The sequence below is a fragment of the Paraburkholderia hiiakae genome, from assembly GCF_904848665.1.
Taxonomy (GTDB): domain Bacteria; phylum Pseudomonadota; class Gammaproteobacteria; order Burkholderiales; family Burkholderiaceae; genus Paraburkholderia; species Paraburkholderia hiiakae.
Genome location: NZ_CAJHCQ010000004.1, coordinates 225669 through 239581, shown reverse-complemented (window position 1 = coordinate 239581; position 13913 = coordinate 225669). Strand labels below are relative to the sequence as shown.

Below are 13913 nucleotides of genomic sequence, written 5' to 3'. Positions count from 1 at the left end.
CTGATGCCTCGAGCGTCCCTGGAGTATCGGGGGCGGGCGCCGCGTCATGCGGGGCCGCCCCGGTTTTCATTGCGCCACGCGCGCCGACATGTAGTCGAACAGGCTCACGATGTCCGAGCTTGGCGCGCTATCTGCCTTCATCCCGATCCACAGCGTGCGCGTGGCCCACGTGTCCGCCAGCTTGACTTTGACGACGCCAGCCTTGCCGCGCTCGTCGCTCACCGCGTCGCGCGGCAGCACGCCGATACCGAGCCCCGCTTCGATCATGCGAAACACCCCGTCGAAGTTCGAGGCCTGGATGCGCAGCTTCAGCGATCGCTCGATGGCGAACGCCGCGTCCGTCATGCGCGCGAGCAGCGAACTGCCGTCGCTCAGGCCCACGTAGTCTTCGTCGAGCGTATCCGCGAAACGGATGATGTCGAGCTCGGCAAAACGATGGCGGCGCGGCACGAGCAGCACCAGTTCGTCGCGGCGATAGAGCCGCCGCTCGATGCCGGGCGCGGGCACGTTGTCGGCGAACACGCCGAGATCGGCCTTGCCCGCGCCGAGCGCTTCGACGATTTCGTGGCTCAACCGTTCTTCGAGACTGACCTTGATGCCCGGATGCTCATTCAGGAAGCACGCGAGATCGACGGGCAGAAACTGCACGATCGCCGATGTATTCGCCCACATGCGCACATGCCCGCGTACACCGGCGGCGTAGTCGCTCATTTCGGTGGCCATGCGATTCACCTGATCGACGACGCGCGTGGCGTGCTGGAGCAGCGCATGCCCCGCGGGCGTGAGATCCACGCCGCGTGCGCGGCGGATGAACAAGGCGCAGTCGGTCACGCTTTCAAGCTCGGCAATGCGCTTGCTAACGGCCGAAAGCGTGAGCTGCCCGTGCTCGGCGGCCTTGGTGAGGCTGCCATGTTCCGCGACGAGCAGAAAGACCCGCAGCGACTGCAGATCGAAGTGAAGTGGATTGACCATAATGAATGGGGCAAGGCCGCGCGAGAGACGATTGTCCTGCATCGCGGGCTCGGGAGGAAGTGCGGATCGGAGGGCGGAGAAGCGGACGTGCTGGGATGCACGTCCGCGTGCCGGCCACGCGGGCCGGCGTGCTCGCCGCTGCGCCGGCGCCCCCCGGCTCAACGGCGAAAACTGCCGAGATGAATCAACCGGCCTGGATCAGCTCGGAAATTTCGATGAGGTTCAGATCCGGGTCGCGCACATAAACCGATCGGATCTTCTGCGTCGCGCCCGTGCGCTCGACGGGACCTTCGACGATCGGCCAGTTCTCTTCTGCGAGATGCGCAATCACCGCGTCGAGCGGCACCGAAGCGATGAAGCACAGATCGAGCGCGCCTGGCACTGGCACGTGCGCCTTGGGTTCGAATTCCGCGCCACGCACGTGCAGATTGATCTTCTGGTTGCCGAAGCGAAACGCAAGCCGCCCAGCACCGAAGGTCTCCAGTTGCATCTGCAACACTTCCGTATAGAAGTGCTTCGTCGCTTCAGGGTCCACGCAGGTCAGCACCAGGTGGTCGAGGTGGTCGATCAACGCCATGCTTCACTCCTTGTCATGAAAACGCCCGTTGTACGGGCATGCCGTGCGCCTGTTCGGGAACCGGATGCAGGTCGAGGCGGCGGCCCGCCTTGAGAATCTGGCTCGGCACGTCGTGGCCGATCAAGCCGGGCAGCAGCGCCGCGGCATCGAGCACGGCGGCGAGGTTGACGCCGGTGTCGTAGCCGTCGAGTTCGAGCATGTGCACGAGTTCTTCCGTGCATACGTTGCCGCTCGCCCCCGGCGCGTACGGACAGCCGCCGAGGCCCCCGAGCGAGGCGTCGAAGCGCACGATGCCCGCATCGAGCGCCGCGAGCGTATTGGCAAGCGCCATGCCGCGCGTATTGTGGAAGTGCAGCGTAAGCTCGAGCGCGCCAAACGCCTGCGCAGCGCGCTCGCACAGCGCGCGCACCTGAGCGGGATGCGCCATGCCGGTCGTATCGCAAAGCGTGATGCCCTGCACGCCCAGCTCGGCGAAACGTCGCATCCAGCCGAGCACGTCTTCAACGGGCACGTCGCCTTCCATCGGGCAGCCCATTGCTGTGGAGAGCGAAACATTGATCGCCACGCCCGTGCCGCGCACCGCATCGATCACGTCGCGCAACTGCGTGAACGACTGCTCGCGCGTCATGCGCAAGTTGGTGCGATTGTGGGTTTCGCTCACCGACATCACGAGGTTCACTTCATTCACGTTGCACGATAGCGCGCGTTCCGCGCCGCGCACGTTCGGCACGAGCACCGTATAGACGACGCCCGGCACGCGCGCGATGCCATGCATCACCGCTTCGGCGTCGCGCAGTGCGGGAATTGCCTTGGGCGACGTGAACGAGGTCACTTCGATCTTCGCGTAGCCGCATGCGCTCAGTCGATTGATCAGCGCAATCTTGTCGTCGGTGTCGATGAACGCGGCTTCGTTCTGGAAGCCATCGCGTGTCGCGACCTCGTTGAGATAGAGCACTTTGCCCTTGAAGTTTTCTTTATTTCCGATCGTCATCTTGCCGCTCTCCGTTCAGATCACGCCGCGCGCGCGCCATGCTGCGCGCGTTGCGGCGTCCACGCCTATCGATTCCAGCACCGTGTCGGTATGCTCGCCGAGCTTCGGCGCGCTGCGCTCGATCGTGCCCGGCGTGCCGCACAGCTTGGGCACCACGCCCGGCACCTGCACCGCTGTGCCGTCGGGCAAGGTGTCGTCCACGATCATCTCGCGCGCGTGGTAGTGCGGATCGGCTGCGATGTCCGCGACATCGTAAATGCGACCCGCCGGAATGCGCGCTTCGTTGAGCGCCGCGAGCACCTGGTCGAGCGTATGGCGCGCCGTCCACTCGCCGATAGCGGCGTCGATGCGCTCGACCTGCGCGACCCGTCCGTCGTTCTGCGCGAGCGCGGGATCGTTGCCCAGGTCCGGGCGTCCGATCAACTCCATCAGGCGGCGATAGATGCTGTCGCCGTTGCCCGCGATCAGCGCGTACTTGCCGTCGCTGCAGCGGTATGCATTGCTCGGCGCGATGCCGGGCAGGCTGCTGCCCGCCGGCTGACGCACGGCGCCGAACACCGAATACTCGGGCAACAGGCTTTCCATCATGTTGAAGACCGACTCGTAGAGCGCGACGTCCACGACCTGGCCCCGCCCGCCCTGCTGCTCGCGGTGCCGCAGCGCGAGCAGGATGCCGATCACGCCGTGCAACGCGGAGAGCGAATCGCCGATCGAGATGCCTACGCGCACCGGTGTGCGCTCGGGCTCGCCGCTCAGGTGGCGCAGACCGCCCATCGCCTCGGCGACCACGCCGAAGCCCGGCCGGTCGCGATACGGGCCCGTCTGCCCGTAGCCCGAGACGCGCAACATGATCAGGCCGGGATTGATCGCGCTGAGTTCGTCCCAGCCGAGGCCCCAGCCTTCGAGCGTGCCGGGGCGGAAATTCTCGATCAGCACGTCGGTTTGCGCGACGAGACGGCGAATCACGTCCTGCCCTTCGGGCGTGCGCAGATCGAGCGTGATGGATTCCTTGTTGCGCGACTGCGCGGCCCACCAGAGCGACGTACCGTCGTGCAGCAGGCGCCACTTGCGCAACGGATCGCCCACGCCGGGCGGCTCAACCTTGATGACGCTCGCGCCGAATTCGGCGAGCATGCGGCCTGCAAACGGACCCGCGATGAGCTGTCCGAGCTCCAGAACGCGGATTCCTTCGAGTGGTCGTGGCATGGCTGTGTCTCCTGACTGACTGCGACTGACTATGGGAGACATGATGAACCTGACCGCACCCTTTGATAATCGATGCTTGCTCAATCTGGCTTGAGCAAATGGAAAGGCTGCGAGAACGCTCGACACGCTCGCGGGTGTCGCGTCGTTTCATCTCGTGCGCGACGTTGCTGCGAATTTCCTCAACGGAAAGTCAGTTGGCGGATCGAGCAAACCACCGTGATGCCCGGTGCGCGACAATAGACGTACTGCCCCTCTTTCGCTCAGGCCAGAAACCATGCACGTCGTTTTTCTCGATCGCGCGACGCTCGCGCCCCAGACGCAGCTTCGTCCGCTGCCTTTCGATCACACGCTGGAAACGTTCGAGCGCACCGCGCCCGAAGAGGTCGCCGCGCGCATCCGTAACGCCGACATTGTCATCACGAACAAGGCGCGCATCACCGCCGAGGCGCTAGCCGGCGCGACGCGCCTGCGCATGATCGCCATCGCGGCCACGGGCACGGACAATGTCGATCTGCCTGCCTGCGCGGCGCGCGGCATCGTCGTGAGCAACGTGCGCGACTACGCCGGCAACAGCGTGCCGGAGCATACGTTCGCGCTGATATTCGCGCTGCGCCGCAGCCTCGCCGCGTATCGCGACGCCGTGCGCGCTGGCCGCTGGCTCGAATCGGGACAGTTCTGCTTTTTCGATTTTCCGATCCGCAATCTCGCGGGTTCGACGCTTGGCATCATTGGCGACGGCGCACTCGGCCAAGCCGTCGCGCAAATGGGGCGCGCGCTCGGCCTGCGCGTGTTGTTCGCCGCGCGCAAAACGCGCAACGACGCACAAGCAGGCTACGTGCCGCTCGAAACGCTGCTGGAAGACAGCGACATCATCACGCTGCACTGTCCGCTGACGGCGCAAACGCGGGATCTGATCGATGCCACGGCGTTCGCGCGCATGAAGCGGCGGCCCTTGCTGATCAACACGGCGCGTGGGGGACTCGTGAACGAAGCGGCGTTGGTGGACGCGTTGCAATCTGGCGCGATTTCAGGCGCGGGCTTCGATGTCGTGACGCAGGAACCACTGCCTGCCGATCATCCGTTCCAGGCCATCGTCTCGCACCCGGCGTTCATCCTCACACCCCACGTTGCGTGGGCGAGCGATGAAGCCATGCAGGCGCTTGCGGACCAACTCATCGAGAACATTGCGGCGTTTTACGAAGGAAAACCGCGCAATAGTGTGACTGCGGTGTGACTCCGGTGTGACTCGGATAGTCACTGCGCGTTGAGCGCGAGGCGCGGCAACCGCATTGGGGTTGCCTGCGCCTGAATCATCAGGCCATTTCCGGCTGCTTGGCGTGCCACCATTCGTCGACGGCTTGCTTAGCCGATTGCTCGACCACGCTGAGCGCCATCAGCACATCGATCTTCAGCTTGGGAACTGCAAGCTCCAAGGAAGGCAGCTTGGCCGTTTCCACTTGTGCATCGACACCTTCCAAAACCGCGCGGCACAGCCATTGCGTGTCCGTCGCGTCTGCTTTCGCATCGACAGTGACTCGAAAGCCACGATATTCGACTACCATATAACTCTCCCGAAACCTGACAAAACGTAATGCTCGCCCCGCCGGACGGCGGTCAGGGGGCGACTATATCACCACTTTCATGATGCTTCAGCGAGCTCCACAGGAAGTCACGAAGCAGTCGTGAAAAAACACCGCGCCCGCATTCACGCCCTGTTTTAAAGGGCGATTCTGCGGGCGCGATATCAATCGGGTCGGTTCGGACTTCTGCGCATCAGCTCGCGAGCGTGGCTCGCATCGAAGCCTGCCGCATCGTGCGCCAACCCACGATCGCGAGCGAAACACCCGAGATCACGGCCGCAAGCGACACGTAATACGCGGGCGCGAGCGTATCGCCCGTCACGTGAATCAGCACTTCGGCAATCGTCGGTGCGAAGCCGCCAAAGAGCGTCACGCCAACGCTATACGCGATGGAAAGCCCGGCCGAGCGCACGCGCACGGGAAAGATCTCCGACATCAATGCGGGCATCGGGCCCGAATAGGCTGCCTTGAATATGCCCGCCGCGCCCTGGAGCACGAGCAGCCAGCCGAGCGTGGGGTGACGCTGCAAGATCGCGAACATCGGATAGGTGAGCGAAGCAAGCAGGATCGATGTGGTCAGCATGATGCGAATGCGCCCGATGCGGTCCGAGAGCGCACCCATGACCGGCGAGAGCGCGAACTGCAGGCCGCCATTGAGCACGACCACGCCGAACGACGTTGCCGCCGCCATATGGAGCTGCTTCACCGCGTACATCGGCATGTAGAGCTGGAGGATATATACGCCAACGGTGGACTGCGCAACGATGCCGACAGCAAGCAGCAAGTTCACCCATTGGCGGCCGAGCCCCGGCTCTTTCGTTGCGCGCGCATCTTGTGTACTCTGCGCCTGCTGGTTGGCGAGGAATTCAGGCGTCTCGTCCAGATGCGAGCGGATGTACCAGCCCACGGGCCCAAGCACGAGCCCGAAGAAAAACGGCACGCGCCAGCCCCAGGCCTGCAGTTGCTCGGGCGGCAGCCACCATGCGAGCACGCCGCCGAACGACGCCGCGAGAATCGCGGCCGCGCCCTGGCTCGCGAACTGCCAGCTCGCGTAGTAGCCGCGCCTCGCGGCGCTGTGCTCGACCATGAATGCCGTCGCGCTGCCGAATTCGCCGCCCACCGCAAAGCCCTGCACGAGTCGCGCAAGCAGGATCAGGAGCGGCGCCGCGATGCCGATCGACGCATACGGCGGCATGACCGCCATGGCGAGCGTGCCCGCCATCATGAGCGCAATGGCGAGCGTAAGCGCCGCCTTGCGCCCCTTGCGGTCACCGTAGATGCCCAGCACGATCGCGCCGAGCGGGCGCATGAGAAAAGAGATGCCGAAGGTGCCGACCGCCAGCAGCGTGGAGAGCCATTCATCGTGCACGGGAAAGAACTGCTTCGCGATGATCGGCGCGAAGTAGCCATACACGAGGAAGTCGAACCACTCCAGCGCATTGCCGATCGACGAGGAGAACACGATGCGGCGCACCATGCCGCGGCTGAGCGGCGCTCTCGAAACCGATGAACCGGTCTCCATATCAGTCTCCTGCATTTTTATTTGGTCTACTCACCGTTGGTCGTGAACCGCGAGCGAGGCATTCGCGCTCGCGGCACACCTTGCTCGCCGCCTAGAAGCCCGCTGCGAGCCCGTCGCGACGCGTGTCGCTCGCGGCCACATAACCGCGCTCGGGATCGTTGCGGTCGAGCTTCCAGATGAACTGGCCCGAGCCGAAGTCCATATACGGATCGTCGATGCCCTTGATCTCGTGGCCGAGCCCTTGCAGCGCGCGCGCCGTCTGCGGGTTGAAGGTCGATTCGATGTCGAGCGTGAAGTCGCGGTTGACCTTCCAGCGCGGTGCGTCGCACGCGGCCTGCGGCTGCTGGCCGTAGTCGAGCATGCGCACGACCGACTGCAAATGCCCTTGCGGCTGCATGTCGCCACCCATCACGCCGAAGCTCATGACCGCTTCCTGGCGGCCGTCCACCTGCTGCGTGAGGAACGCCGGAATGATGGTGTGGAACGGGCGCTTGCCGCCCTCCACGACGTTCGGCGAGACCGGGTCCATCGAAAAACCGCAGCCACGGTTTTGCAGCGCGATGCCCGTGCCCGGCACGACCACGCCCGAACCGAAGCCCATGTAGTTCGACTGGATGAAGCTCACCATCATGCCGTGCTCATCCACGGCGGAGAGATAGATCGTGCCGCCCGAACGCGGCATGCCGAAGTCGAAGTGCGTCGCGCGCTTCGGGTCGATCAGCTTCGCGCGCTGTTTGAGGTAGGCGTCGTCGAGCATCTGCTCGGGCGTGACTTCCATCGAACGCGGATCGGCAACGTAGCGGTAGACATCGGCAAACGCGAGCTTCATGGCCTCGATCTGCAGATGCTGCGACTCGAGGCTGTCGAGCGCGAGCGAGCCCATGTCGAACTGTTCGAGAATACCCAGCGCGATGAGCGCGGCAATGCCCTGCCCGTTCGGCGGAATCTCGTGCACCGTGTAGCCGCGATAGTCCTTGCCGATCGGCTCGACCCATTCCGGACGATAGTTGCGCAGGTCGTCCAGCGTGAGCGCCGCGCCGCCTTCGCGCGCAAACGCGGCGATGCGCTCGGCAAGTTCGCCTTCGTAGTAGTCGCGCGGGCCCCGTTGCGCGAGGCGCCGCAGCGTGGCGGCATGGCCGGGGAAGCACACGCGCTCGCTCACTTCAGGCGCACGGCCGCGCGGCATGAAGGTCTCGGCAAAGCCCGGCTGATTGTGCAGCTCGGGAATCGCCGCCTGCCATTTGCGCGTGACGATGGTCGCCACCGCATGACCGCGCTCCGCGATCTCGATGGCCGGCTCCATCAGGTCCGCGAACGGCAGCTTGCCGAACTTCGTATGCAGCGCTTCCCAGCCCGCGATCACGCCCGGCACGGTCACCGTGTCCCAGCCGCGCTTGGGCTGCTTCGCAAGGCCGTTCTCCTCGCCGTATTTGCAGCGGAAATAGTCGACATTCCATGCCGCCGGCGCATTGCCCGACGCATTCAGGCCGTGCAGCTTCGCGCCGTCCCACACGAGCGCGAAGCAGTCGCTGCCAAGGCCGTTCGATACCGGCTCGACCACGGTAATGGCGGCTGCGGCGGCGATGGCAGCGTCGATGGCATTCCCGCCCTTCCAGAGCATGCGCAGTCCGGCCTGCGCGGCGAGCGGATGCGACGTCGAAACGATATTGCGGGCAAACACCGGCAGGCGCGGCGTCGGATAGGGGTTTTGCCAGTTGAAGCGCGTCATGGGAGTTCGAATTCCGGTGATGAACGAAAGCAGCGGCGCGCGCACCGCGCATGCCGAGCTGTCGATTATCTTGAAGGATCAAGCAAAAAAATATTAATATTTTATTCTCGACACTTAAATTTTCTTTACATGCTTACCCTACGCATGCTGCGCACCTTGCTGGCCGTCGCGCGCAGCGGGTCGTTCGCCACGGCCGCCGAGAAAACCGCGCTCACGCAAGCGGCCGTGAGCCTGCAGATGCGCGGCCTCGAAGATGCGCTCGGCCGCCAGATCTTCGACCGCCGCGCGCGCCAGGTCGCGCTCACGCGCGAAGGCCGCGAGATCTGCGCGAAGGTCGAGCACATTCTCGCGCTGATCGACGAGTTGCCCGCCAGCGCCGGCGACACGATGCGCGGCTCGATCATCATCGGCGCGGTGGTGTCGGTGATCGGCGCGCTTTCGCTGGCCGTCGCGCATCTGAAGACGGGCCACCCGGAACTCGAAGTGCGCCTCACCTCGGCGCGTTCGAACGAGCTGGCGCGCATGGTCGAAGACGGTGACGTGGACCTCGCCGTCGTGGTTGGCAGTGCAGATGGTTCGCTGCACGAGTCGCTCGCGTGGACGCCGCTCTACGAAGAGCCGCTAATGCTCGTCACAAGCCGCGCGACGCCCGGCGACGACGCGCGCCGCATCCTGCGCGAACGCGGCTTCCTGCGCTTCGACCGGCGCGTGCCGACGGGCGTCGTGATCGATCAGGCATTGGCCGAGCTAGGCATCGACCCGCTCGAATATCTGGAGCTGAACTCGATCGAAACGATCGTCTCGCTGGTGCGCAACGACGTGGGCGTGAGCGTGCTGCCCGTTCTGCAAGGCGGAAAATGGCAGAGCGATCCGAATTTGCGGCTTGTCTCGCTCCCAGGCCGGCCATTCATCCGTTCGGTGGGCATGATTCACCGGAAAGCGCACAAGCAGAGTTTGCTCACACAAACGATTGCAGACATGATGCGTCGGTGACGAGGGAGACTTTCCGGATCATGCTAATTAGTTAGCAATGCAAAGTTACTTGTCGTATAACAGGCTCGATCGTTCAGAAGCGCATGGAAGTTCGCGAAGCCAACCGGCAACAGCGCGCCCGGACCGGGCGCAGCCAGTCGACACAAGACTCCCGCGCAAGCCGCGCTCGACGCGCACTGAGCGCGCGCCGCCCACGCATTCGCCCCGAAGCTGTACGTCTGGCGTGGTGCCTGCCACGCCAATCGCGTAAGCTAACGTTGTTGCACGCACACTCGCGAAGCCTCGTGCTTCGCGCCTCGAAGCGGGATCGACACGGAAAAGCGAACGCTCCATGCAAAGATCGCTCATCGCGCTGGCTGCAAACGAGTTGCCGAAACTGTCCGCCATGGCGTTGCGGCTATACGCAATCGCGCTTGCCACCTGTCTTGCCGCGTGTCAGGAATTGCCGCCGCTCGCCGAGCGCACGCAAACCACGGCGCTTACATCAGAGCAAGCGCGATCGACTCAACTTGGCGCAGCCGTTGCGGCCGAACTCGCCACCCATCCCGACTTCACCGGCATCGACCCGCTCTCGAATCCGCTCGACGCCTTCGCCTCGCGCGTGGCGCTCGTGCGCAGCGCCCAGCGCACGCTGGACGTCCAGTACTACATCTGGCGCAACGATCTCACCGGCACCTTGCTGCTCGAAGAACTGCGCGAGGCCGCCGACCGCGGCGTGCGTGTGCGCTTGCTGCTTGACGACAACGGCATTCCGTCCTCGCTGGACCCCACGCTCGCCGCACTCAACGGGCATCCCAACATGGAGGTTCGCCTCTTCAATCCGTTCGTCACGCGCAAGCCCAAAGCCATCGGCTTTGTCACCGACTTCTCGCGCCTGAACCGGCGCATGCATAACAAGTCGCTCACGGCGGACGGCGTGGCGACCATTCTGGGCGGCCGCAATATCGGCGACGAATACTTCGGCGCGACCGACGGCGTGGTGTTCGCCGATCTCGACGTGCTGGCCATCGGCCCCGCCGCCACCGATGTCGCGCACGATTTCGACCGTTACTGGGCCAGCGCCTCCTCGTACCCGGCGTCGCAAATCCTGCCGTACGTGGCGCCCGACGCACTCGACACGCTCGATCGCGCAGCGCTTGCCGCGCGCACCGACCCTGCCGCGGCGGAATACATCGAATCGCTGCGCAAGACCACCGACGTACGCCGCCTGCTGGACGGCACGCTGCCGCTCGAATGGGCGAAGACGCAACTGGTCAGCGACGACCCGGCGAAAGCGCAGGGCACGGCGCCAAAGGACACGCTCATCCTCAGCCAGCTGCACGAGATAGTTGGCGATCCGCACCGTGAACTCGATCTGGTTTCGCCGTACTTCGTGCCGGGTAAGGTGGGCACAGAATACTTCACCCGACTCGCCGCCCAAGGCGTGACCGTACGCGTGCTGACGAACTCACTCGAAGCCACCGACGTTTCCGCCGTCCATTCCGGCTATGCGCGGCGCCGCGTGGCGCTGCTCGAAGGCGGCGTGGAGCTGTTCGAGCTGCGGGCCGCGGCGGGCGCCAACAAAGGCACTGGCAAAGGCGCGGGCAGCGGTCCGTTCGGCAGTTCGGGGTCGAGCCTGCACGCCAAGACCTTCGCCGTGGATGCGGAGCGCGTATTCGTCGGCTCAGTGAATTTCGATCCGCGCTCGGCCAACCTCAATACCGAACTCGGGCTCGTGATCGACAGCCCCGTGCTCGCCACCCAGATCGAAAAAGCGTTCTGGACGCGCGTGCCGCAACTCGCTTATCAGGCACACCTCGACGAGAACGGCAAACTCTACTGGACGCGCCTTTCCGACGACGATACGGTCATCCGCTACGACACCGAGCCGAACACGAAATGGAACCAGCGCCTGAGCGTCTGGTTCTTCTCCATCCTGCCTATCGAGTGGCTGCTGTAGCCCACGGCAGGCACGCACCGGCGTCGAGAGGGTTATTCCCTATTTCACTCAAGTTGTCTATTCAACATCATGCGGACATCCCCCTCATTCGGAGCCGTCCGTGGCCATGCCTGAATCCGTCGCCAGCCTCGAAAGCGAAGGCCGCAAGATCCTGGAAACACGCTCGATCGATTACATCCCCGATGCGGAGCGCCACGGCAGCCTGTTCAGCCAGTTCACGCTCTGGCTTTCCGCGAACCTGCAGGTCACTGCGATCATTACCGGCGCGTTGGCTGTCGTGCTCGGCGGCGATGTTTTCTGGTCGCTCGTCGCGCTGTTGACTGGACAACTCATCGGCGGCACGGTCATGGCGCTGCACGGCGCGCAGGGCCCGCAGCTCGGCTTGCCGCAGATGATCTCCAGCCGCGTGCAATTCGGCGTCTACGGCGCGGCCATTCCCATCGTGCTGGTTTGCATCATGTATGTCGGCTTTTCCGCGAGCGGCACGGTGCTCGCCGGCCAGGCCACCGCGCAACTGCTCAACGTTTCCGATACGGCGGGCATCTGCCTGTTCGCGGCGCTCATCGTCGTGCTGACGCTGCTCGGCTATCGCTCGATTCACTTCGTCGGCCGCATTGCCAGCGTGATCGGCGTGCTCGCGTTCATGTTCATGTTCGCGCAGCTCTTCGCGCACCACGACGTCGGCGCGCTGCTGGCCAATCGCCATTTTTCGATTGCGAGCTTCCTGCTCTCCATGTCGCTTTCGGCTTCATGGCAGATCGCATTCGGCCCCTACGTTGCCGATTATTCGCGCTACTTGCCGCGCTCGACTTCGCCCGCGCGCACGTTCCTCGCGGTCGGGCTCGGCTCGGTGATCGGCGCGCAGGCCGCGATGGTGTTCGGCGTGTTCGCCGCCGCGCTCGCGGGCCACGCGTTCGCGCATCACGAAGTGGCCTATATCGTCGGCCTGGGCGCGAGCGGCTCGGTGGCCGCGATGCTCTACTTCAGCATCGCCTTCGGCAAGCTCACCGTCACCACGCTCAACGCCTACGGCAGCTTCATGTCGATGGCGACGATCGTGAGCGCGTTTCGCGCGAAGCGCGCGATCTCCACGCGCCACCGTTTCGTCTACATCATCGGCATGGTCGGCATCTCGACGCTCGTCGCACTCGCAGGCCGCCACTCGTTTCTCAAGGAGTTCACGGCGTTCATTCTGTTTCTGCTCGCGTTCTTCACGCCGTGGAGCGCGATCAATCTCGTGGACTTCTACTGCTTCACGCGCTCGCGCTACGACGTGCCGGCGCTCTCGAACCCCGCTGGCCGCTACGGCCGCTGGAACGCCAGGGCCATTGGCATCTACGTGCTCGGCGTGCTCGTGCAATTGCCGTTCATCTCTACGAGCTTCTATACGGGGCCCTTCGTCGATGCGCTCGGCGGCACGGACATCTCGTGGATTCTCGGCCTGATCGTGCCAGGCGTGCTCTATTACGTCGCCATGCGCCTCACGCCGCAGGTCATTCCCGAACGCCTGATCCTGCCGGTCGAGCAGGAATAAAGCTGGCGGCGCAACGCGCCGCCTGGCCTCATCAAACCGGAAAACGCTGCGGCCAACTTCAGGCCGCAGCTTCGTTCATCGCCTGGATGGCCTGCAGCGCGCCGCCCACCATCTCGCGCAACACGGGCTGAACTTTCTCCGCAAGCGCGGGAACGTAATCGAACGGCGCCGCTTCGTTCATGTAGACGGACTGGCACATCTCCAGCTGGATCGCATGCACGCCCTGCTGCGGCGCGCCGAACTGGCGCGTAATGTAACCGCCCTTGAAGCGTCCGTTCGCGATCCACGTATAACCGCTCGCCGCCGCCGCGCGTTCCGCGCGCGCCTGCACCGCAGCGTTCACCGTGCGTCCATCCTGGGTGCCGATGTTCAGGTCGGGCAGCTTGTTGTCGAACAGACGCGGCAGCACGCTCGCAATCGAATGCGCCTCCCACAGCAGCACATTCGCGTGCGCTGCGCGCAGGCGCTTGAGTTCAGCGGCGAGCGTGTCGTGATACGGCTGCCAGAATGTCTGCACGCGCCGTTGGCGCTCCGCCGCGTCGGGCACACAGCCGTCGCGGTAGAGGGGCTCGCCGCGAAACGTTTCGGTCGGGCACAGCGACGTGGTGGTCTGGCCGGGATAAAGGCTCTCGTCGTTCGGCGGCCGGTTCAGGTCGATCACATAACGCGAAACACGTGCGCCGAGCACGGTCGCGCCTAGCTCCTTCGCGAACGCGTAAAGGCGATCGAGATGCCAGTCCGTATCGGCGACGCTCAGCGCCACGTCCGTGTACTCGCCGTGCATCGCGGCGGGTATGTGCGTGCCCAGATGAGGGATCGAAATGATGAGCGGCGCCGTGCCGCGTTCCAGTGAAAAGATATCGGTCATGG

The 13913-nt window shown here is 64.5% G+C and carries 12 protein-coding genes; 4 read left to right on the top strand and 8 right to left on the bottom strand.

Annotated elements, in window-relative coordinates:
- Positions 1-66 precede the first annotated feature (66 nt).
- From JMY28_RS10305 to JMY28_RS10290, 4 genes are all read right to left on the bottom strand, one after another.
- On the bottom strand, positions 67-972 hold the full coding sequence (locus tag JMY28_RS10305; protein WP_201695994.1) for a LysR family transcriptional regulator: 906 nt from the start codon (positions 970-972) through the stop codon (positions 67-69).
- Positions 973-1156: 184 nt separating this feature from the next.
- Positions 1157-1549: a VOC family protein gene (locus JMY28_RS10300; RefSeq protein ID WP_201695797.1), complete on the bottom strand. Its 393-nt coding sequence runs from the start codon at positions 1547-1549 to the stop codon at positions 1157-1159.
- Positions 1550-1562: 13 nt separating this feature from the next.
- On the bottom strand, positions 1563-2540 hold the full coding sequence (locus JMY28_RS10295; RefSeq protein ID WP_201695796.1) for a hydroxymethylglutaryl-CoA lyase: 978 nt from the start codon (positions 2538-2540) through the stop codon (positions 1563-1565).
- A 15-nt stretch (positions 2541-2555) separates the two neighbouring features.
- The gene (locus tag JMY28_RS10290; RefSeq protein ID WP_201695795.1) at positions 2556-3746 is read right to left on the bottom strand and encodes a CaiB/BaiF CoA transferase family protein; all 1191 of its coding nucleotides are present in this window, start codon (positions 3744-3746) and stop codon (positions 2556-2558) included.
- Between the two features lie 274 nt (positions 3747-4020).
- On the opposite strand from JMY28_RS10290, the gene JMY28_RS10285 reads away from it, so the two are divergent.
- Complete coding sequence (locus JMY28_RS10285; RefSeq protein WP_201695794.1) at positions 4021-4980, top strand: D-2-hydroxyacid dehydrogenase; 960 nt, start codon at positions 4021-4023, stop codon at positions 4978-4980.
- Between the two features lie 79 nt (positions 4981-5059).
- Here the strand turns inward: JMY28_RS10285 and JMY28_RS10280 are convergent, their stop codons facing one another.
- The 3 genes from JMY28_RS10280 to JMY28_RS10270 form a co-directional block, all read right to left on the bottom strand.
- Positions 5060-5308, bottom strand: coding sequence for a hypothetical protein (locus tag JMY28_RS10280; protein WP_201695793.1), 249 nt, complete (start codon positions 5306-5308; stop codon positions 5060-5062).
- Positions 5309-5519: 211 nt separating this feature from the next.
- Positions 5520-6848: an MFS transporter gene (locus tag JMY28_RS10275; protein WP_201695792.1), complete on the bottom strand. Its 1329-nt coding sequence runs from the start codon at positions 6846-6848 to the stop codon at positions 5520-5522.
- Positions 6849-6939: 91 nt separating this feature from the next.
- Positions 6940-8577 carry a gamma-glutamyltransferase family protein gene (locus tag JMY28_RS10270; protein ID WP_201695791.1) on the bottom strand — a complete coding sequence of 546 codons (1638 nt, stop codon included), beginning with the start codon at positions 8575-8577 and terminating at the stop codon, positions 6940-6942.
- 129 nt (positions 8578-8706) lie between these two features.
- On the opposite strand from JMY28_RS10270, the gene JMY28_RS10265 reads away from it, so the two are divergent.
- The 3 genes from JMY28_RS10265 to JMY28_RS10255 all read left to right on the top strand — a co-directional run bounded on the left by JMY28_RS10265 (position 8707) and on the right by JMY28_RS10255 (position 13043).
- Complete coding sequence (locus JMY28_RS10265; RefSeq protein WP_201695790.1) at positions 8707-9570, top strand: LysR substrate-binding domain-containing protein; 864 nt, start codon at positions 8707-8709, stop codon at positions 9568-9570.
- Positions 9571-9955: 385 nt separating this feature from the next.
- On the top strand, positions 9956-11509 hold the full coding sequence (locus JMY28_RS10260) for a phospholipase D family protein (protein WP_201695993.1): 1554 nt from the start codon (positions 9956-9958) through the stop codon (positions 11507-11509).
- Between the two features lie 106 nt (positions 11510-11615).
- Positions 11616-13043 carry a purine-cytosine permease family protein gene (locus JMY28_RS10255; RefSeq protein WP_201695789.1) on the top strand — a complete coding sequence of 476 codons (1428 nt, stop codon included), beginning with the start codon at positions 11616-11618 and terminating at the stop codon, positions 13041-13043.
- A 58-nt stretch (positions 13044-13101) separates the two neighbouring features.
- On the opposite strand, the gene hutG is transcribed toward JMY28_RS10255, so the two are convergent.
- Entirely contained in the window at positions 13102-13911 is an 810-nt protein-coding gene (hutG, locus tag JMY28_RS10250; RefSeq protein ID WP_201695788.1) for an N-formylglutamate deformylase, read from the bottom strand.
- Between the last annotated feature and the right edge of the window lie 2 nt (positions 13912-13913).

What these genes read in the sequence shown, in the direction of transcription:
- JMY28_RS10305 (WP_201695994.1), bottom strand. Translation starts at nt 972, where the DNA reads ATGGTCAATCCACTTCACTTCGATCTGCAGTCGCTGCGGGTCTTTCTG.
- JMY28_RS10300 (WP_201695797.1), bottom strand. Translation starts at nt 1,549, where the DNA reads ATGGCGTTGATCGACCACCTCGACCACCTGGTGCTGACCTGCGTGGAC.
- JMY28_RS10295 (WP_201695796.1), bottom strand. Translation starts at nt 2,540, where the DNA reads ATGACGATCGGAAATAAAGAAAACTTCAAGGGCAAAGTGCTCTATCTC.
- JMY28_RS10290 (WP_201695795.1), bottom strand. Translation starts at nt 3,746, where the DNA reads ATGCCACGACCACTCGAAGGAATCCGCGTTCTGGAGCTCGGACAGCTC.
- JMY28_RS10285 (WP_201695794.1), top strand. Translation starts at nt 4,021, where the DNA reads ATGCACGTCGTTTTTCTCGATCGCGCGACGCTCGCGCCCCAGACGCAG.
- JMY28_RS10280 (WP_201695793.1), bottom strand. Translation starts at nt 5,308, where the DNA reads ATGGTAGTCGAATATCGTGGCTTTCGAGTCACTGTCGATGCGAAAGCA.
- JMY28_RS10275 (WP_201695792.1), bottom strand. Translation starts at nt 6,848, where the DNA reads ATGGAGACCGGTTCATCGGTTTCGAGAGCGCCGCTCAGCCGCGGCATG.
- JMY28_RS10270 (WP_201695791.1), bottom strand. Translation starts at nt 8,577, where the DNA reads ATGACGCGCTTCAACTGGCAAAACCCCTATCCGACGCCGCGCCTGCCG.
- JMY28_RS10265 (WP_201695790.1), top strand. Translation starts at nt 8,707, where the DNA reads ATGCTTACCCTACGCATGCTGCGCACCTTGCTGGCCGTCGCGCGCAGC.
- JMY28_RS10260 (WP_201695993.1), top strand. Translation starts at nt 9,956, where the DNA reads ATGGCGTTGCGGCTATACGCAATCGCGCTTGCCACCTGTCTTGCCGCG.
- JMY28_RS10255 (WP_201695789.1), top strand. Translation starts at nt 11,616, where the DNA reads ATGCCTGAATCCGTCGCCAGCCTCGAAAGCGAAGGCCGCAAGATCCTG.
- hutG (WP_201695788.1), bottom strand. Translation starts at nt 13,911, where the DNA reads ATGACCGATATCTTTTCACTGGAACGCGGCACGGCGCCGCTCATCATT.